This window comes from Actinokineospora inagensis DSM 44258 (assembly GCF_000482865.1).
Lineage (GTDB): Bacteria > Actinomycetota > Actinomycetes > Mycobacteriales > Pseudonocardiaceae > Actinokineospora > Actinokineospora inagensis.
Map to the genome: position 1 here is coordinate 19,652 of NZ_KI519519.1, position 18,498 is coordinate 38,149.

13 protein-coding genes are annotated in these 18,498 nt (G+C 69.5%); 4 read left to right on the forward strand and 9 right to left on the reverse strand.

Annotated elements, in window-relative coordinates; genetic code table 11:
- Positions 1–432 precede the first annotated feature (432 nt).
- On the reverse strand, positions 433–3,750 hold the full coding sequence (locus H504_RS39155; protein ID WP_051386425.1) for a trypsin-like serine protease: 3,318 nt from the start codon (positions 3,748–3,750) through the stop codon (positions 433–435).
- Positions 3,751–4,002: 252 nt separating this feature from the next.
- Complete coding sequence (locus H504_RS0130625; RefSeq protein WP_245614521.1) at positions 4,003–4,827, reverse strand: NAD(P)H-binding protein; 825 nt, start codon at positions 4,825–4,827, stop codon at positions 4,003–4,005.
- A gap of 162 nt (positions 4,828–4,989) precedes the next feature.
- On the opposite strand from H504_RS0130625, the gene H504_RS37830 reads away from it, so the two are divergent.
- Entirely contained in the window at positions 4,990–5,724 is a 735-nt protein-coding gene (locus H504_RS37830; RefSeq protein WP_035307018.1) for a type VII secretion target, read from the forward strand.
- Here the strand turns inward: H504_RS37830 and H504_RS0130635 are convergent.
- On the reverse strand, positions 5,721–6,917 hold the full coding sequence (locus tag H504_RS0130635; protein ID WP_026425918.1) for a PP2C family protein-serine/threonine phosphatase: 1,197 nt from the start codon (positions 6,915–6,917) through the stop codon (positions 5,721–5,723). The genes H504_RS37830 and H504_RS0130635 overlap by 4 nt on opposite strands.
- 510 nt (positions 6,918–7,427) lie before the next feature.
- On the opposite strand from H504_RS0130635, the gene H504_RS0130640 reads away from it, so the two are divergent.
- Positions 7,428–8,924, forward strand: a complete 1,497-nt coding sequence (locus H504_RS0130640) for a sensor histidine kinase (RefSeq protein WP_026425919.1) — start codon at positions 7,428–7,430, stop codon at positions 8,922–8,924.
- A 25-nt stretch (positions 8,925–8,949) separates the two neighbouring features.
- Here H504_RS0130640 and H504_RS0130645 read toward each other — a convergent pair whose 3' ends face one another.
- From H504_RS0130645 to H504_RS0130660, 4 genes are read right to left on the reverse strand one after another with little or no spacing between them, the layout of a single operon-like run.
- On the reverse strand, positions 8,950–12,000 hold the full coding sequence (locus H504_RS0130645; RefSeq protein WP_026425920.1) for an ATP-binding protein: 3,051 nt from the start codon (positions 11,998–12,000) through the stop codon (positions 8,950–8,952).
- Positions 11,997–12,614 (reverse strand): hypothetical protein, encoded by a 618-nt coding sequence (locus H504_RS0130650; RefSeq protein ID WP_026425921.1) that lies wholly within the window; start codon positions 12,612–12,614, stop codon positions 11,997–11,999. Before H504_RS0130650 ends, H504_RS0130645 begins: the two co-directional genes overlap by 4 nt.
- Positions 12,578–14,218: a CATRA system-associated protein gene (locus H504_RS37835; protein ID WP_084468434.1), complete on the reverse strand. Its 1,641-nt coding sequence runs from the start codon at positions 14,216–14,218 to the stop codon at positions 12,578–12,580. The genes H504_RS0130650 and H504_RS37835 overlap by 37 nt, the downstream gene beginning before the upstream one ends.
- A gap of 3 nt (positions 14,219–14,221) precedes the next feature.
- Positions 14,222–14,803 carry a toll/interleukin-1 receptor domain-containing protein gene (locus tag H504_RS0130660; RefSeq protein WP_051386426.1) on the reverse strand — a complete coding sequence of 194 codons (582 nt, stop codon included), beginning with the start codon at positions 14,801–14,803 and terminating at the stop codon, positions 14,222–14,224.
- A 224-nt stretch (positions 14,804–15,027) separates the two neighbouring features.
- On the opposite strand from H504_RS0130660, the gene H504_RS0130665 reads away from it, so the two are divergent.
- Complete coding sequence (locus H504_RS0130665) at positions 15,028–16,002, forward strand: SEFIR domain-containing protein (protein ID WP_026425923.1); 975 nt, start codon at positions 15,028–15,030, stop codon at positions 16,000–16,002.
- Here H504_RS0130665 and H504_RS0130670 read toward each other — a convergent pair.
- Both H504_RS0130670 and H504_RS0130675 read right to left on the reverse strand, forming a co-directional pair.
- Positions 15,999–16,832 (reverse strand): class I SAM-dependent methyltransferase, encoded by an 834-nt coding sequence (locus H504_RS0130670; protein WP_026425924.1) that lies wholly within the window; start codon positions 16,830–16,832, stop codon positions 15,999–16,001. The genes H504_RS0130665 and H504_RS0130670 overlap by 4 nt on opposite strands.
- A gap of 12 nt (positions 16,833–16,844) precedes the next feature.
- Positions 16,845–17,441, reverse strand: a complete 597-nt coding sequence (locus tag H504_RS0130675; RefSeq protein WP_026425925.1) for a dihydrofolate reductase family protein — start codon at positions 17,439–17,441, stop codon at positions 16,845–16,847.
- Between the two features lie 195 nt (positions 17,442–17,636).
- Here H504_RS0130675 and H504_RS37840 point away from each other — a divergent pair, with 195 nt between their 5' ends.
- Complete coding sequence (locus tag H504_RS37840) at positions 17,637–18,479, forward strand: DMT family protein (RefSeq protein ID WP_157440731.1); 843 nt, start codon at positions 17,637–17,639, stop codon at positions 18,477–18,479.
- Positions 18,480–18,498 lie beyond the last annotated feature (19 nt).

Here is an 18,498-nt window from a genome sequence, read left to right on the forward strand (position 1 = left end):
CGGGCGCCAGATGAAAGCTGAAGTGCCCGTTGTGGTGAAGTTGTTTTGTTTGGGGCCCCTAGCGGCAGCCGGGGTAAGGCAAAAAGGCGGGGCCACTGGAAAGCGTGGCCTTACCCGCCAGCCGGCTTAGGCCACCGCTCCCCCCAAACAAAACAACTCCACCACAACGGGCGGTTGGGTTCGGCGGGTTTCGAGGCGCGCGGTGCCAGTTCTGTGTGGTGCTTCACCGCACGACGGTTTCCGGGGGGGGCGCGGTGCAAGTGTGGGACTTCGTCGATTTGGGGTGGGGTTTTGGGGAGCGCGGTGCAAGAGTGGCGCTTCGTCGATTGGGGAGTAGTTTTTTTGGGTGCGTGGTGCGAGGCTGTTTGTAAATGAGCCCGGCCGACCGCCTGCGTGGGGTGGTCGGCCGGGCCTTTGTTTTCTATCGGTAACTCAGTAGACGAACCAGCTAAAGGTGTCCTTTCCGCTGCCGCCAGACGCGTCGGTGGCGGTGACTGTCACGTTGAAGATTTGGGTGGCGGCTGCGGGTTTGCCGGTGATCAAGCCGGTGGTGGCGTTGATCGACAGACCTGCGGGCAGGCCGGTGGCGGTCCAGCGGTAAGTGCCTGATCCGCCGGTGGCCTGGAGTTGGAGGTTGACCTGGGTGCCGTGTTGGGTGAACTGGAAACCGGGGTCGCGGACACTGATCTTCGCCGGGGTGCCGGTTTGGACGGTGAGGGTGAAGGTGGTGTCGTGGGTGGTGCTGCCCTTGGTGCCGGTGATCTTCACCGGGTACGTGCCGGCCGGGGTGGTGGAACTCGTGCTGATGGTGAGGTTCGATGAGCCGCCCGCGTCGACCGTGGTGGGGTCGAAGGTGGCGGTGGCGCCGGTGGGGAGGCCGGTGGCGGTCAGGGTGATCGAACCACTCGGTGGGGTGGGGGTGCCGGTGGGCAACTGGGCTTTGATCTCGTCGGCGTAGGTGGTGACCCTGGCGTAGACGCCGTAGGTGTCGCATTGGGTGGAGTCCCAGGAGAAGATGCCGACGACCTGGTTGTTCTCCAGGAAGGGGCTGCCGCTGTCGCCGGTGCAGACGCCCTGGTGGCCGTCGGCGTAGCCGACGCACAGCATGGAGCCGTCGCTCTTGTAGTTCGACGACAGGACCGGCTGCTTGGCGCAGGACGAGTCCGCCGCCACCGGCAACTGCACCGTTCGCAGGACGTCGGAGTACGAGTTGGCGCCGGTTTGGCCCCAGCCGATGCCGGTGCCGGTGGTGCCGACCTTGTTCACGCCGGTGTCGGTGGCGATCGTCGGGTAGACGATGTTCGACGGGACCGGGACGTCCCGGTCCAGGGTGAACACGGCGACGTCGTGGCCGGTCTGCCAGCCGTTGTAGTTCGGGTCGACCCAGGTGCTCTTGATCTCGGCCCGGAAACCGCTGTCATTGAGGTTGGTGGCCCCGTAGATGAACCACTTGGTGCCGTCCTTCTCCTTGAGGCAGTGTGCCGCGCCGAGCACCGTGTGCGGGCCCATCAGGGCCATGCTGCACGACTGCTGACCGGGGAACACGCTGCCCTCGCGGCGCATGGAGATCATGTACGGGTACTGGTCCACAGTGGTCGGATTGCCGCCGACGACACCGGGGCTCGACGCGACGCGCGCGGTGGAGGTCGTGCGCACAGTGGCCGAAGTGGACTGTCCCGCAGTGACCGTCGCCGAGGTCGGCGCGACGCTGATCGAGAAGTCGCCCGGGGTGGTGGTCCCGTTGACGGTCAACGCGACCGTCGCGGTGTGGGTGGCGTCCGTGCCGGTACCGGTGATCGTCACGTTGGTGGTCCCCGGCGAGGCCGAGGACGACGCGGTGAGGGTCAGCGTCGCGGAGTTGCCCGCGGTCACCGAGGTCGGGTCGAAGGACGCGGTGACGCCAGACGGCAGACCACTGGCGGACAGCGAGATGTTCTGCGCGTTGCCCTTGGCGATCGTGGTGCTGATGGTGCTGGTCACCGACTTGCCCGGGTCGACGCTCACCGAGGACGGGGTGGCGGCGATGGTGAAGTCGTTGCTCGCGGGCGGGGTGGCGCCGTTGATCAGCGAGTCGGCGAGCGTGTCGCCCTTCATCGAACCCCAGCCGGTGCACAGGTCGTAGCCGGTGCCCGCGCTGTAGGTGCCGTTGCTGCCGCTCGTCACGTCGTGGAAGTTGTCGCCGTACTTGGCCGACCCGGCGATCGCGTAGAGCGTCGGGTTGATGCCGCCCAGGTTCGACTTGCCGCCCGCCTTGGCCTTCTGGTTGACCATGGCGATGTACCCGGCCCACAGCGGGGACGACAGGCTGGTGCCGCCCACGTCCTGCCAGCCGCCGTTCATGTACACCGACAGCGCGCCCGCGCCGTAGTCGGCGTCCAGCGCGACGTCCGGCACCGAGCGGTACTTGTTGGTGCCCGGCTGCCAGGACGGCTTGTCGAAGATCTGCGAGTACGCGCCGCCGGAACGGGTGTTGCCGCTGCCGCCCTGGTTCCAGCACGACTCCGACTGCCAGGTGCCCGCGCTGTCGCTGGTCTTGAGCTGGGTGCCGCCGACCCCGGTGAACAGCGGGTCGCTCGGCGGGAAGTCGGCCTGGATGGTCGAGTTGTCGCCGTTGTAGCCGCAGCCGGTGGCGCCCCAGTCACCCGACGCGGACAGCAGGGTGACGCCCTGGGCGGCCATCTGGTTGTACGAGTCGTGCGAGGCCTGGATCGGCTCGGACTCGCACTTCTCGCCGTTGAGCCAGGAGCCGGACAGGATGGTGATCGCGTTGTCCGAGGCGATCTTGGCCATCTCGTCGACCCACGCCGAGTCGCTGTTGGCCGCCTCGTAGACGACCTGCGCGGCCTTCGGCGCGGTGGCGGCGACGGCCTCGATGTCCAGCGTCACCTCCAACTGGTTGCTGCCGGGGGTGGACGGCGGGTTGTCGATCTTGACGACCTGCGGGGTCACCGACGGCTGGCTGAAGTTGCGGGTCCAGCCGTCGATGTCGGACTGCTTGAACCCGTCGAACTCGATCAGGCCGACGGTCTGGCCGGTGCCGTCGTAGGACGACGACAGGTTCTTCATGCTGTACGCGGTGCGGAACTGCGCCGGGGTGTAGCCGCCCCCGGGCCCACCGGGACCCGCCGGACCACTGGCGCGGTGGGCGAACGGCAGGCTGTTGAGGCCGACCACGGTGCGGAGTAAGCCCGCGACGTCGGCGGGCGCGGTCGGGGCGGCGTCGTTGGCGTAGAAGTGCGCGCCGTCCTGGCCGGTGTAGTCGCTGAGCGCGGTGCCGAACGCGGCCCGCACCTGGTCGGCGGTGCCCGCGGCGTTGACGACCTGGCGGTTGCCGGACACGCCCTTGACGGCGAGCCCGTTGGCCTGCAAGAAGTTCCGCACCGAGTCCACATCGGACTGTCGCGGCGCGAACTGGTCGTTGTACTCGGCCGAGGTCAGGAAATGCCGGTACGCGGGCGAAGCCGGGTCGTTGACCGCGGCGACGAACCGGTTCAACCCGGCTTCGTCGTGCGGCCGCAACGCGATCGCCACGTCGATCTGCCGGTTGCCGGCAACCGCACCGTCGCGGTGCGCGCCCGGCGGGACCGGGGCACTGCGCGCGGCAAGCGCGATCCGGGACATCGACGGTGCTGCCGGTGCCGACGGTGCCGCCTGGGACGCGTCCGCGGCACCGTTCACCACCATCGCGCCGATCGTCGCGAAGCAGGCCGCCGCGGCGACCACCTTCGCGGGGAGCAGGGACCTTGACATGCACGTCCTCCAAGCCCGAGGCAGGGGAAACCCGGTCGCCGAACCGCGACCGGGGCTCGAACAGTGCGCCAAGGTATGCGCGGCGGGCCCGGAATCACCGCCCTGACTGAATGTTCACTCCCGTTCAACCAGCGTCGGCGCGGATGACGTTCCCGCAGGTCAGGGCGTCGTGGATTGACGAACGTTCACAACGGGCCGGGTAAGTAACAGTTGACCCTGATCGATTTATCCGAATTCGGGGATAACGCCGGATCAGCCGAAGATCGCGCGATTCGCCAGCACGAACTCGGCGAGACCGCGCGCGGGGTGCCCGGTGAGGTCGAGCACGGTCGACGTCACCGCCGCCGCTCCGCCGTCCCGGAACGCCCTGGCGACATCGATCAGGGCGTCGGCGTGGAACTCGGGCATCCCCTGTCCCACCAGGCGAGAACGGGCTTCGTCGTCCGGGAACCCCAGGTAGCGCACGGGTTTGCCGAGGACATCGGCGAAGGTGGCCGCGGCCTGCGGGTAGGTCAGCGCCGCCGGGCCGGTGAGGCTGTAGACGCGACCGTCGTGGCCGTCGGTGGTGAGCACTGCCGCGGCCACGTCGGCGATGTCGTTGACGTCGACGAAGCTGATCGGCGCGTTGATCACCGGGAAGCTGAACTCGCCGGACGCGCGGATGCCGCCCTGCCGCAGGAAGTTCTGCAGGTAGAAGTTCGGCCGCAGCACCGTCCAGCGCAACCCGGACACCCGCAACGCCTCCTCGACCGGCCGGTGCAACCTCGCGATCGGCGACAGCCCCTCATCGGCCCGCCACACCGACAGCTTGACCACCCGCGCGCCCACCCGCCGGGCCGCCGCCAGGACGGCCAACTCGTGCGCGGTCTGCGCCGGGCTCATCGCACCCAGCAGGAACACCGTGTCGACCCCGCGCATCGCGGGTACGAGCGTCCCGGGCTCGCCGAGATCGACCCGGACCGCGCGCTGCCCGGCCGGGGCCTTGGCCGGATCGCGGTAGGCCCCCACGGCAGCGGCCCCCTTGGCGCGCAGGCGCTCCAACAGGGCCGATCCGACATTGCCACTCGCCCCGGTCACCAGGATCACCGCGCCCCCAACCACTGTGGACACCAGTATCCCACCGGCTGCCGACAAAACCGGGGCCGCTCGTGTTTGCCCCCGTGAACGTTGTCCGGATTCCGCCCCCACGCCGCGCCCCGCACGGCCACAATGACCGCAGGCGACGAGAGGGCAGGGGTCATGAGCGGGTTCGACGTCAACCTGGGGGAACTGCGGGCGCACGCCGCGACCGTGGCGGAGGTCGCGAGCGAGGTGAGCGCGGCGACCAGCGGCGCGCAGGCCACCAGCGGCAACGCGTTCGGGGTGATCGGTTCGTTCTTCGCGCAGGCCATCCTCGCCGCCAGCGGGGACGTCGGCGAGGCGTTCACCAAGACCGCGCAGGCGTACCAGGACGTGCGCAGCGGGCTGACGACCGTCGCCGACGACTACCAGCGGATCGACGAGGCGCACGCCCAGGTGTTCGGGGGTGGCTCGCCCAGCACGACCCCGGCGGGCACCACCCCGGCAGGCAGCACCCCAAGCGGCACCCAGCCGCAGTACTCCGACGGGCAGCGGTCGAAGGCGATCGAGGTGCTGGAGAAGATCTCCAAGGAACACCCGGTCAGCGTGGCGACGGTGGCCATCAAGCCGGTCAAGTGGTTGAACTCGTGGGCGGGCAACGTGCTCTCCGGCCACATCGGCGACCACTACGAGCGGGACGCCGCCGCGATCCTCGCCTCCCCGCCGACCAACGCGAACCTGCGGACCCTGGCCGACCGGGAGACCAAGTTCTGGAACTCCGACCAAGGCAACTGGGCCGGTCGGATGGTCTCCGCCGACCGCCGGTACAGCATGCTGGTCGACAGCCGCACCGAGTGGCTGGCCGCGATGCCCGCCGACCAGCGCGCGCAGGTCAAGAAGGACCTGGGGCTCTAGCTCCTGCGGGCGACCAGCAGGGCGATGTCGTCGCGGGTGTCCTCCCGGTCGACCAGGGCGGTCATCACCCGCGAGCACACGGTGTCCGGCGGAGCGGGGACGACGGTGGCGGCGAGCCCGGCCAGCGACGCGTCGATCGCCACCCCGCGCCGTTCCACCAGTCCGTCCGTGTAGAACGCGATGACCGACCCCGGCGGCAGGCACACAACGGTGTCGCGGCGTTCGCCGAGGTCGCGCAGTCCGAGACCGATCGGCGGGTCCGCCGGGATCTCCACCAGCCGGGACGCCTCCCCCGGTGCGGCCAGCACGGGCGGCGGGTGACCCGCGAGCGACAAGGTCAGCCGTTCCCGGGACCGGTCGACGATGCCGTAGCTGACGGTGGCCATCGCGCCGTGTTCGAAGTGGGTCGCCTTGCGGTTGAGCTTGGTAAGGACCTTGGCCGGGCTGTCGTAGTCCAAGGCGTATGCGCGCAACGCGCTCCGGAGCCTGCCCATGACAACAGCGGCCGGTAGACCGTGCCCGGCCACGTCGCCCATGACGATTCCGAAGCGGTCGCCGGGTAGGCCGAACACGTCGTACCAGTCGCCGCCGACGGCGGTCTGGGTGCCGGGGAGGTAGCGGGCGGCCAACTGCAGACCCGGGACCGACGGCAGCAGCGCGGGCAGCAGGCTCCGCTGCAACGCGCCCGTCGCCGCCCGTTCGGTGCGCGCCGTCTCCATCTGGGTGACCAGCGCGACCCGGTCGGCGACCAAGCGCAGCGACTCGATGTCGGACGCGTCGAACCGGCGGACGGCGCGGCGGCCGATGTGCAGCACCCCGACCAGCTCGCCCCGCGCGAGCATCGGCACACCAAGCAGGACCCGAACCCCCTGCGACCACAGCAGCGGGCCGACCGACTCGGAGTCCACTTGGTCCACCACGATCGGCTCGCGCGCGGCGGCGACACCACCGGAGAACCCGACCCCGACCGGGACGGTGATCCCCTGCAGGACCTCCTCGGACGAACCGACCGCGGCCGACACGCGGAGCAGGTCGGTGGCCGGTTCGTAGAGCAGCACCGTGGCCGTGTCGACGTCGAACAGCTCGCGGACGCGACCGAGGATCTCCTGGAGGAACTCACCGAGTTCAAGGTGCTCCAGGGCCCTGTCGGTGACCACCTCCAGGACACGCAGCCGGTCGGATCCCGAGGACACGGGCGCAGCCTAGCCAAGGGCAGGTGCCGGTGCCGGTATGGCCACCAGCTCAACCCGGTCGATGTTCCGGGCAGGCCACCAATGGCTCGGACCAGAGGGGTGGCCGGGTATCGGCCCGCCCACGATGCTCCTGGCCAGGCACCGAAACAGCCTCGGAACGCACGTGGTCGTCCCGACAACGCGGCCGGGACGCCGTGGGCGGGTCGAGACCCGGTCGACGTTCCGGGGTAGGCCGCCAGTGGCTCAACCCAGAGGGTCGGCTGGGTCTCGGCCTGCCCAGGCGTCCCTGGCAAGGCGCCGAAACGGCCTCGTACTGGATTCGGCAACGCCGCCGGCGGCGCCATGGGCAGGTCGAGACCTGGTCGACGTTCCGGGTCGGGCCACTAGGATCTCGCGCAGGCGGATGGTTGAGCGAACAGCCTCCCGAGGGGTCGTGGCGCGCGTGCCCGGTGTCCAAGCCCCGCCGCCGGTTCCCCCGTCGAGTCCGAGATCCCTTGAGTGGAGCGCGCGATGAGCACCCGTCCCCACCCCGCCACGGCCCGGTGGTCCCTGCGCCGGTGGTGGCTGCTGTCCTCGCTCGTGGTCGTGTTGGTCCTGATCGGATCGATGGTGGGGGTCGGGTTGGCCATCGCCGACCTGTCCGCCGCCAGGTCCCGGCTGCTGGACACGATCGGCCCGGCCGTGGTGACCACCCAGCAGCTCGGCACCGCGCTGGTGGACCAGGAAACCGGCGTACGCGGGTACGCCCTCAGCGGCCGGGACGACTTCCTCACCCCTTACCAGGACGGGCACGACCGCTACACCAAGGCGCGTGACCTGGTGGCGGGGTCGGTCGACGCGATGCCCTGGCTGGCCGGTGACCTCGCCGCCGTCGACCGGACGATGCGGGCCTGGAGCGCGAACTACGCCCAGCCGGTGATCGACGCCGTCCGCGCGAACACGACCGTGCCCGGGGTCGACGCGGGCAAGCGGGACTTCGACGCCGTCCGCGCGGCGCTGGCCAAGCTGCAGTCCGACCTGGAGACCGAGCGGGCCGCGGGCAAGGCGGCGCTCAACGCCGCCGCGGCGAGCATGGCCACCACCTGCGTGATCACCCTGGGCGGGTTGTTACTGGTCGTGCTGGCCGCGGTCGCCCTGTTCACCAGGTCGGTGGTCCGGCCGTTGAGCAGGCTCACCGACCAGGTGCGGGTGGTGGCGGACGGCGACTTCACGCACGCCGTGTCGGTGAGCGGGCCCCGGGAGATCGCGTCGCTGGGGCACGACGTCGACGCCATGCGGGACCGGATCGTCGTCGAGTTGAACCGGGCGCAGGAGGCGGGCCGCGACCTGGCCAGGTCCAACGCCGAACTGGAGCAGTTCGCCTACGTCGCGTCGCACGACCTGCAGGAACCGCTGCGCAAGGTGGCCAGCTTCTGCCAACTGCTGGAGCGCCGCTACCGGGGCAAGCTCGACGACAAGGCCGACCAGTACATCGGGTTCGCGGTGGACGGGGCGCGCCGGATGCAGGTGCTGATCAACGACCTGCTGGCGTTCAGCCGGGTCGGTCGGCACACCGGCAAGCACGCCGACCACGACGCGACCGCGCTCGCCGAGGCGGCCGCCCGCGACCTCGCCGACGTCATCGCCGCCGCTGGGGCGACGGTCGTGGTGGGCGACCTGCCCACCGTGCACGGCGAGGCCCCGCTGCTGACGTCGGTGTTCCAGAACCTGATCGGCAACGGCGTCAAGTTCCGCGGCGACCAGCCGCCGCACATCACGATCAGCGCCGAGCGCGCGGACGACGACTGGGTGTTCACGGTGACCGACAACGGCATCGGCATCGAGGCGCAGTACGCCGACCGGGTCTTCGTGATCTTCCAACGCCTGCACGGCAAGGACGCCTACCCGGGCACCGGCATCGGCCTGGCCATGTGCCGCAAGATCATCGAGTTCCACGGCGGCACGATCTGGGTGGACACGGAGCACACCGGCGGCACCAGAATCCGGTTCACCCTGCCCGCGGTCTGAACCGCGCGGTGGTGCCTCGGCGGGCTCACTCCCGTCGCGCCCGTTCGATCACCTCCTCCTGGGTGAGCGGGCTCGCCGGGTGGTGGGTCAGGCACAACGGTGTCGTCACCCGCCGGAACCCGAACGCCTCCCCCGACACGTAGAACTCGGCCCGCTCCAACCGCGAGATGTCCGCGACCCGGCTGCCCTTGGCCCGCGCCAACTCGTTCGCCGCCGCGATCTGCGCCGGGCTGTTCAACCGGCCGAAGAACTGCGTCATCGCATTCCCGGCGACCTGGTTGTGCAACCCCTTCGGCGCCTGCGTGGCGAACAACAACCCCAACCCGTATTTGCGGCCCTGCGACGCCAGCACAATCGTGCTCCGCGTACTCGCGGTGAGCGACCCGGACGCCGCAAGGGTTTGCGCCTCGTCCATCACGAACAACGCGCCCAACGGCCGATCCCCGGCCGGATTCCGCTTCGCCCAGGCGAACAACTCCATCTGCAACTGGTTGACGAAGTTCTGCCGCTGCTCCTCCGCGGGCAACCCGATGAAACTGATGACCGACACCCGCGCTTTCTTCCCCTCCTTCGGCGTCACCAACTCACCCGGGTCAACCCCGGTCCCGCTCCCGGCGAACAACGGGTCGTTCACCATCGCCGCCTTCAACGACTCGGCCAACTCCCCCGCTATCCGCCGCCCGTCGTTGAGCGTGCTCACCCCCTCCGGCAGGTCCGCCAGCACGTCGATCAACTCCGGCAGGCTCCGCGACCCCGTCCGCGCGTGGTGCACCACCGCCTGCCGCAACACCGCCAGCCCCTTGGTCGCCTTCACCGTGCTCCCGGTCAACCGCACCTGCGGCGCCAGACTCGCCACCGCCACCTCGACCGCCGCCGTGAACTCGTCCTCATCCGCCAACACCCCCGCGAAATCCGGCAGCGGCCGAAACGCCAACGGCCGCCCATTCGCCCGCCCCGGCGTCCACACCCGCACATCCACATCCGCCAGGTACCGCCGCGCCAACTCCGCGTCCCCATCCCCCCAAGCCCCCGGCGCCGAAGGCCACGCGTCCCCCAACCTCGCCAGGTCGTTGTTCGGATCCAGCACAATCGCCGAAACCCCCTGCAGCGCGCACTCCTCCACAATGCGCCGCAACAACACCGTCTTCCCCGACCCCGACCCCGCGAACACCACAGCGTGCTTGCGCAACGCCGCCAACTCCACCCTGATCGGCTCCCCCGCCTCACTCCCCAGCAGGATCTCCCCATCCGGCGGCCGTGGCCCGTCCTCCCGCTGCATGGCGGGCAAGACCTCACTCAGAAACTCCGACCCACTCGCATGCCTCCGGTCGACCAACCACTCGTGCAGGTTGGGCACACCGTCGGCGCGCAGCCGGTCCAGCGCCCAGAACGTCCGACCGTCCTTTTCGGACATCTCGACCTCGCGACCGCCCGCCGCCCGGAACGCGTCCAGCTCGGCCTGCGTCTTGGTCCCGTTCGACCAGCGCACATTGCGGATGATCACCAGGTTCCGGTTCTCCGCGCCCTGCCGCAGCCCGGCCGCCGTCCGCGCCTTGCGGAACCGGTGCAGCGCGGTGATGTGGTGCTTGGCGTTGATCGCCCGGAACGCCCAGTACTCGACCAGGTCGGACCTCTCGTCGACGGTGTAGGAGAACCACGCGTGCAGCTCGTGCCCGGCCCCGACCTGCAGCCGGTTCCAGGCCATCTCGTCGTCGCCGACCTCGGTCAACCAGGCCGCGAAGGCGGCGGCGAGCAGCCGGGGCATGACCTCGTCCTCGGACTTGTGGTCGAACAGCTCAGCCGGGTTGGCCTCGGCCCGCGCCTGCTCGAACAGTCGATCGATCTCGGCGAACCGGTCGACCGCGGCCACCCGGCGCACCGGCTGGACCGGTCGGGGCCCGTCCTCGCGGAACGTGGTCAGCTCGTGCGCGTTCCCGGCGCGCAGGCACGCCTCGATGTGCGAGCCGATGCGTTTCAGCAGCTCACGCGGGGTCATCTCCTCCCAACCCCGGTCGAACGCCGCGGCCGCGACCGGCCAGGTCGGGTGCGGCGGCGTGAACCCCATCCCCCGGTAGGCGACGCCGAGCCGCCGCTCGACCAGCGCCCGACCGAGCCCGCCGTCGACGATCCGACCCAGCGCGATGACGTCGCGGAACCGGTCCGGCACCGAGTCCGTGGCGCTCGCCCGCAACTGCGCCCAGGTGTTCGGCAGGGTGGCCAGCACGGTGACGGTCCGCCGGGTCAGCTCGCGCAGCCGCATCAGCCCGTCCGCGACCTGCGCCACCACCTGGGTGGTGGCGCCGGACCCGGCCTGCCCCGTAGTCTGGTCCGATTTGGCGATCAGGGTGTCGAGCTGGTCGACGCAGATCACCACCGGGCCGGTCATGGCCAGCAGCCAGGTGACGTCCCGCACGATGGTCAGCGCCGACCGGGACCGGCGGATGCCCCACTTCTCCCGCTCCCCCGCCTTCGATTCCACCGAGTTGCTGAGGTAGTCCTCGGCGATGTCGTTGGTGGCGTCGTCCTCGCTGCCGAACAGCACCAGCGCCCGCGCGGTGTCGGAACACTCGACGGCGACCTGTCGGTCGAGCGCGCGCAACCCGGCCACGAACGCGTCCACGTCCTCCCGCCGGAGCCCGTGGCCACTCAGAATCCGCTTGGCAGCCCCGGGGTCGACCACCCCGAACTCGCAGATCCGACGCAGGAAGCTGCGCAGTTGCATCTCCCCCGACTCGTCCACCTGGGACAGTCCGAAGCGGAGTGAGTCGGCCGCGTTCTCCCAGAACTCGTCCCCGGTGGACAGGTTGTCCAGGAAGAAATAGCCCCTCGCGGCATGCACTTGCCTGCGCACCATCCCGAGCAGATGCGTCTTGCCGATGCCCTTCTGCCCCTGCAACACCAAACCGATCGGGCTTGGGCCGTCGCTGCCCGAGGCATCGCGAACACTGCCCGCGATGGCCGCGTCCACCTCGGGGTGCAGCCCGTCCACGTGGTAGGGCGAGTCCTTCCACACGTGCCCCGGCGTGTCCGCCCAGTCGAACCGCAGCGTCGCCAGCACGGCTTCCTGTTCGATCATGACGCCTCGATCGAGATCAGGTGGTTGCCCTCGCCACCAACGCGAACGGCCGCCTCGTGGTCAGCCGGGGTGAGCGCCTTGCGGTTGGACTCGGGGACCAGTCTCACCTGCCGAGTCCGGCTCAGCTCCCGCAACACCTCGTCGACCTCCTCGGTGGGCACATCACCGAGCAGCGACCGCAGTCGCGCCAACCCGACCCACTCACCGGGTGCCTGCGCCAACTTCTGGTACGCCTCACGAACCCGCTGCTCAACATCCACTTCGAACGGGAGGAAGTCAGCGGGCCTGAGCCGACGTCGTTCCATTCCGGACACGAGAACACTCATGAGCTGGTACTGCGCCGCGACGATGACACTCTTGGCCGCGGGGGGCGGCGGCGTGGCCAACCGCACCTCCTCGTCGCACCACGCCCATCCGCTGTCGGTCAACTCGTGGTTGAAGCACCTGCTGACGATCTCCGAGCGGACGAACTGCAAGTCGTTGAGCTCCCGCCGCTCCTTCCCATCGAGCGTGTACCCGAACCGGGCCTTCATCTCCCGGTTCGAGATCTCCCCGGCGTAGCCCATCAAGATGAACATCACCGCGGTCTGCTTGTGCCCCAACCGTTGGGCCATGCTTCCTCCCTCGTATCGGTCGCCCGAGCACCAACCACCCGGCGCGCTTCGTCAACCACTTCCCGGACGTCGTCCGGCAGCGCGGTTCGGCGGACGTGCCTACTCCCCGCGGCCCGCGGCCGGATCAGGAACTCCAGATCGGCGGCGACCGACCGCACCTGGTCGCCGTCGCCGTCACCGACACCCGCGATGAGCGCGCCGGTGAACTCGTTCACCAACTCCCAGACCTGCGGCCGCAACGTCGCCCGCGCCACCCGGCTCAACAGGTCCACCAGATCGATCTCGGTGTCCACCAACGGCAGCACCCCCGTCACCTGGTCGGCGAGGGCCCCGGCCACCGAGGGGACGGCGCCGAGCCGCAGGTACCGCAGGTTGGCGATGAACCCGGGCAGCGACCCGATCTTCGTGTCGGCGGTCAGCACCGGGATCACCCGGCGTTCCTGACCGACCGTGCGGTGCAGGAAGATCTCCGCCTCGGTGAACTGCCACCTGGTCAGCTCCCGGTCGATGACCAGGCACAGGTGCCGCGACTCGTCGCTCACCCTGGTCAACTGCTCGCGGTCGCCGGAGAGCGACCGTTCGACCAGCAGGCCCCGCTCGGCCAGTTCGCCCGCCAACGCCTTGCCGGTGTCCGGGATCGTGCGGGGCGCGCTCACCCGGATGTCGTAGGCGTAGTCGCGCTTGCGGTCCCGGACGACCGCGACGAACGCGTCCCGGTTCTCGGCGAGCAGGGCGGTGCGGTCGAGGTCGTGCGCGATCACCGCGGCGATGGTCTCCAGCGCGAAGCTGATCTGGTCCGCGGCCGGGTCCTTCTCGTGCTCGACCGCGAGCTGCTCACCGTAGGCCCAGAAGGACACGTACGGGATCGTGAGGTGACGGGCCATCTCGCTGACCTGCACCGTCGTGTCCAACCAACTGCCGAACAGGTCCTTGGCCTCCTCGAAGCAGGTGTCCCGCCAGCGATCGGCCACTGTGTACTCATCCCGGGTGTCGAACCGGGAGAGCACCGGAACCACGGACAACCTGGGCCGGTCCAGCGGTAGCCGATCGCGGGCGGGCTTGGCCCGGTGGGCGACATCGACAGCGCCCCGCACGCTCTGCGCGTTGGCCGTGAACAGGACGACCAACCGGTCCGGCAACTGCGCGGTGCAGATGCCCCCGATGTCGGAGACCCCGGTCCTGCTGTCCAGGAGGACGAACTCGTAGTTCTCGACCCACTCCGCGCGGCAACGCTCCAGGTAGTCGCCGAAACCCTGGTCGTAGAGACCGTCCCAATCGATGTCCTGGACGCGGCCCGCGTCGTCGATCTCCTGACCACCGGCGGCGATGAAGTCCAGGCCCGCGAACCCCGCCAGCTTGACCACGTGGTGACCGGGTCGGAAGCGGCCCGCCCGGAAGTCGTCCACCAGGTCCACCACCCCGCTGGTCGGCTCGCCGTTCATCAGCGGGCGGAAGTAGTGGTGCAGGCCGGGTGCCTCCAGGTCCCAGTCGACGCACAACACGCGGTTTCCCCACCGCGCCAACAGAACGGCGATGTTGGCCAGGGCGAAGGATCGGCCGACCCCGCCCTTGAACGAGTAGAAGGTGATCACGGTCCCGCGCATCGGTCAGAGCCTCGGTTTCGCGAACGTCGGCGGCGGCTCCGGATCCGGCATGACGACGGGCCAGCCGGACTGCCAGCGCGGGGCCCGCAGGATGCGCGGGGTCAACTCCTCGGCGAGGTAGCGCACCTCCCGGCTGAACGTGAGGAAGTCCTGCGAGTCCTGGAAGTGCGGGGACGGCTCGGACCAGTCGCTGAAGTCGCGCATGTGCCGCCGCTTCGCCCAGTCGGGGTAGCTGTAGGAGTCGCTGTAGATCACCGGACAGATGAGACCGTGCGCGCCAACGGATTCCTGCTGTTCACGCCTGGCCATCGACTCCCACTCGGCCAGGCACCACTCGTTGCGGAAGTACTGCGGTGAGCACACGACGACCAGGACCTTGGCCGCCAACAAGGCGTCCTTGAGGACCGCGGGCCACTCGCCGCCGATGGCGACGTCGTCGTCGGTGAACACCCGGACCTTCTCCGACATGTTGTCGTTCAACCGATCGGACAACAACTTGCGGAAGTGGTTGCGGACCCACCTGGCGACGGTGTCGTTGTCCCGGTGATAGCTGATGAACACGTCGTACTCGTACACGTGTGCCATGGCTCCCCTCGGGCGGCGCACTGGGCGGGGGAAATCGTATGGCGCTCACGGCGGGGGCGGAGCTGACAAAAGGTGGACAAATGCTGGACAAGTCCGGGAAAGCCCGGCGGGACAAGGAAAAGAGGCGACAAGGAGGCGACAGTCGGGTGACAGATCTCGTCCCGGCGTGTCGGGGAGTGGACAATGCGTGTCGCCGGGGACGGTTATTCTCAGGGGAGTGTCGAGTGGCAGAACATGAAGCGCCGACGGTGTTCGTGACGTACTCACAGGATTCGGACCGGCACATGCGGCTGGTACACGAGTTCGCCACGTACCTGCGGGAGCGGATCGGGCTGGAGGTGGAGCTGGACCAGTGGGCGGACGGGGCCAGGCAGGACTGGTCGCTGTGGGCGCTCGACCACTTGCACGGGTCGAACTTCGTCATCGTCGTGGCGTCACCGGAGTACAAGCGCAGGGCGGAAGGCCGGGCGGCGCCGGACGAGGGGCGCGGGGCGCAGTTCGAGGCGTCGATCCTGCGGGACCAACTGACGGAGAACCTGCGGGCGGCGACCAAGCGCATTCTTCCGGTGGTCCTGCCCGGCGGTTCGGTGCGCGACATCCCGGCGTTCCTCGCGCCGTACTCCACGACCAGGTACGAGATCCCCGCGTTCACCGAGTCGGATGTCGCCGGGTTGATCTCGGCGATCACCGGGCTCAGCCAGTACCCACGGCCGGAACGCGCACCGTGGCGGGGTGGCGCGGAGAGCGTTGCCCGCGACCGGAAACCGCTGCCGTTGGCGGACAAGGGAAACTGGCTCGACCACAGCCCCGGCGTCGAGACCGGTCCCGCGACGATCGACGGGATCTGTTACCAGGACAGCATCCTGGTCCGGGGCATCGCTTCCCGTCCCGGTTTCGTCGACATCGATCTCGACCGCGGTGGCCACCGCACCCTGACCGCCGTGCTCGGCGTCCTCGACGACGCGGATGACCAGTTCCAGGTCGGGCAGTTCCGCGCGCACCTGGACGGCACACCGAGGCTGGACCACATCGTGGCGCGCGGAAAACCGGTCGAGGTCGAGTTGGACCTCACCGGAATACGGCGACTTCGGTTGGAGATGTTCCGGCCCGCTTCGGGAGTGGCGCCGTCGATACCGGCTGGGGGCGGGTTTTCCAGTCGGGCGCCGGAATTGGCGTGGGGGGATCCGGTTGTGCGCTAGTGCGGCCTGCCTTCGTGGCGGGTCGCGGTGACGAAACCGCGGCCGGGGCCGTGCGGGAGGTGGTCGAAAAGGTATGGGCGGCCGTAGGCGGCGGCTCTTTCCACAGGGTCGTGGACGGTGGCTTGCCAGCCGTGGCTCGCGAGCCAGGCGATGGGGTCGTCGGGGGTGCCGGATTGCCACAGGTCGACGATGGCGTTGTCGAGTAGGCGTTCTTTGATCTCGCCGAGGCGGCTTTGGTTGAGCACGGTGAGGGCGAGGTGGCTACCGGGGGCGGAGAGGGCGCTCACCTCGGCGATCAGTGCCTCGTTCTGCTCGCTGGTGAGGTAGACGAGGAGTCCTTCGGCCACCCACACCGTCGGTGCCGTGCGGTCGAAGCCCGCGGCGAGCAGCGGAGTGGTCCAGTCCTCGGTGAGGTCGGCCACCACGACCGAGCGGGCGCAGGCCGGGGTGTCGTCGGCGAGCACGCTCTCCTTGAACGCCACCATGTCCGGTAAGTCCACTTCGAACAGTTTCAGCCCGGGTGGCCAGTCCATCCGGAACGCCCGGGTGTCCAGGCCCGCGCCGAGCAGGACGACCTGACGGCAGCCCGCGTCCGCCGCGTCGGTGAGGGCTTCGTCGAGGAAACGGGTGCGGATCGGGATAGTCAGCACGACACCGGCGAGTCGCGTCCGCCCGTCGGCGCGGGTGGGCGGGGTCCAGCCGGTCGCGGCGAGGAAACGGGACGCGTACGGGTCGTCGAACAGGCGGTCGGGCCGCGTGCTCTCGTGGGCGCGAACGGCCGCGACCCCGATCGCCGTGGCACCGACGCCGTCGGGCACGCGAGTACTCACCCCGTCAGGTTCTCACGACTTCACGTCGTAGCGCAGGTGCGTGACCAGCCGGGTGTGCCGGACCTCGATGGGGACCAACTCGGTGCGGGCGACCCCGGTGAACAACCGCTCACCCTGGCCTAGCAGCACCGGGGCGACGTGCAGGCGCAGTTCGTCGATCACGCCCGCGGCCAGGTACTGGTTCACCGTGGCGGCCCCGCCCGCGATATCGATGGACTGACCGTCGGCGGCTTCCTTCGCCCGATCGAGTGCCTCGGTGATACCGCCGGTGACGAAGTGGAAGGTGGTTCCCCCTTCCATGGTCAGCGACTCCCGCGGGTAGTGGGTCAGCACGAACACCGGGGCGCGGTACGGCGGCTCGGCGCCCCACCAGCCGGTCCAGGTCAGGTCCCAGTCGCCGCGGGCCGGGTCGAACATGTTGCGGCCCATGATGAAGGCGCCCGCCGCGGTGATCCGGCCCAGCTCGACCGCGTTCTCCTCGGCGGCCTCGAACATCCACCGGGTCAGCACGTCGTGCGCCCCGTCGCCGAACGGCGCCTCCAGCCGTTGGTTGAGACCGGCGGCGTAGCCGTCGACGGACATCAACATGTCGCAGGTGATCTTGCTCATCTGGCGTCTCCCTCGGGTCGGACTCGCCACCATGACGGCGCCCGAAGCACATCATCGACCTGACCTGGTTGTGACGCCGCTCACTCCACAGTGGGGCGAAAACGGCTCAGGTCCACCTTCGCGCAGACTATTCTCTCGGTGCACGCCGACGCTGGGTTTCGCCTGCTCGGACCACACACCGAGGGGACCGACACGGTGAGCGACCTGTCCATCACGCTCGTCCTGTGCGTCGCCGTGTCGATCATCTACGCCGGCGCCGCGCTGATCCAGGCACGCCTCGGCCACCTCACCGTCCGCGAGCTGACCCGGGTGCCGATGTGGTGGGCCGCGCAGGGCCTCAACGGTGCGGGCGCCGCGCTGCACGTCCTCTCCCTCGGGTTCGGACCACTCGCGCTGATCCAGCCGCTGGGCGTACTGACCCTGGTCATCGCGGTCCCGGTCGCCGCGGCCACGGCCAAACGGCGGGTCACCGGCCTGGAACTGAGCGGGATGACCTGCACGGTCGGCGGCCTGGCCGGGCTCACCGTCATCATCGCGACCTCCGGCCACGCCGCCGCGCTGGGCGACGCGCAACTGTTCGGGCTGCTCGCAGTAGCCACCGTCGCCGTGTCGTGGACGTGGTGGCGCGGCCGCCAGCACGGCGCCTCCACCGTCTGGGAGGCAGCCGGCGGCGGCCTGGCGTACTCGGTGTGCTCCGCCCTGTGCCAAACAGCGGTCCTGCACTTCAGCGACGAAGGCCCCAGCATGCTGCTGCAGCCGCTGACCATCTTCACCATCATCGCCATCGTCGGCTTCGCCATCGCCGCAACAGTCCTCACCCAGCGCTCTTACCGCGACGGCCTCGGCGCCCCGTTGGCGGTAACGAACCTGGTCAACCCAGTCAGCGCCACCATCATCGGCGTAGCCTTCCTCGGCGAAGACCTGGGCGCCACACCGATCTCACTGACCCTCGCAGTCCTGTTCGGCATGGTCGCCGCCTTCGGAGTCACCCAACTAGCCCGCGCCCGCGCCGAGGAACCAGTCACCGCCACCGTGTAACCCCGCTGACCAGGACAAC

Excerpts from the sequence above, each read along its gene's own strand:
- H504_RS39155 (WP_051386425.1), bottom strand. The coding sequence starts at position 3,750 with ATGTCAAGGTCCCTGCTCCCCGCGAAGGTGGTCGCCGCGGCGGCCTGC.
- H504_RS37830 (WP_035307018.1), top strand. The coding sequence starts at position 4,990 with ATGAGCGGGTTCGACGTCAACCTGGGGGAACTGCGGGCGCACGCCGCG.
- H504_RS0130640 (WP_026425919.1), top strand. The coding sequence starts at position 7,428 with ATGAGCACCCGTCCCCACCCCGCCACGGCCCGGTGGTCCCTGCGCCGG.
- H504_RS0130645 (WP_026425920.1), bottom strand. The coding sequence starts at position 12,000 with ATGATCGAACAGGAAGCCGTGCTGGCGACGCTGCGGTTCGACTGGGCG.
- H504_RS0130650 (WP_026425921.1), bottom strand. The coding sequence starts at position 12,614 with ATGGCCCAACGGTTGGGGCACAAGCAGACCGCGGTGATGTTCATCTTG.
- H504_RS37835 (WP_084468434.1), bottom strand. The coding sequence starts at position 14,218 with ATGCGCGGGACCGTGATCACCTTCTACTCGTTCAAGGGCGGGGTCGGC.
- H504_RS0130660 (WP_051386426.1), bottom strand. The coding sequence starts at position 14,803 with ATGGCACACGTGTACGAGTACGACGTGTTCATCAGCTATCACCGGGAC.
- H504_RS0130675 (WP_026425925.1), bottom strand. The coding sequence starts at position 17,441 with ATGAGCAAGATCACCTGCGACATGTTGATGTCCGTCGACGGCTACGCC.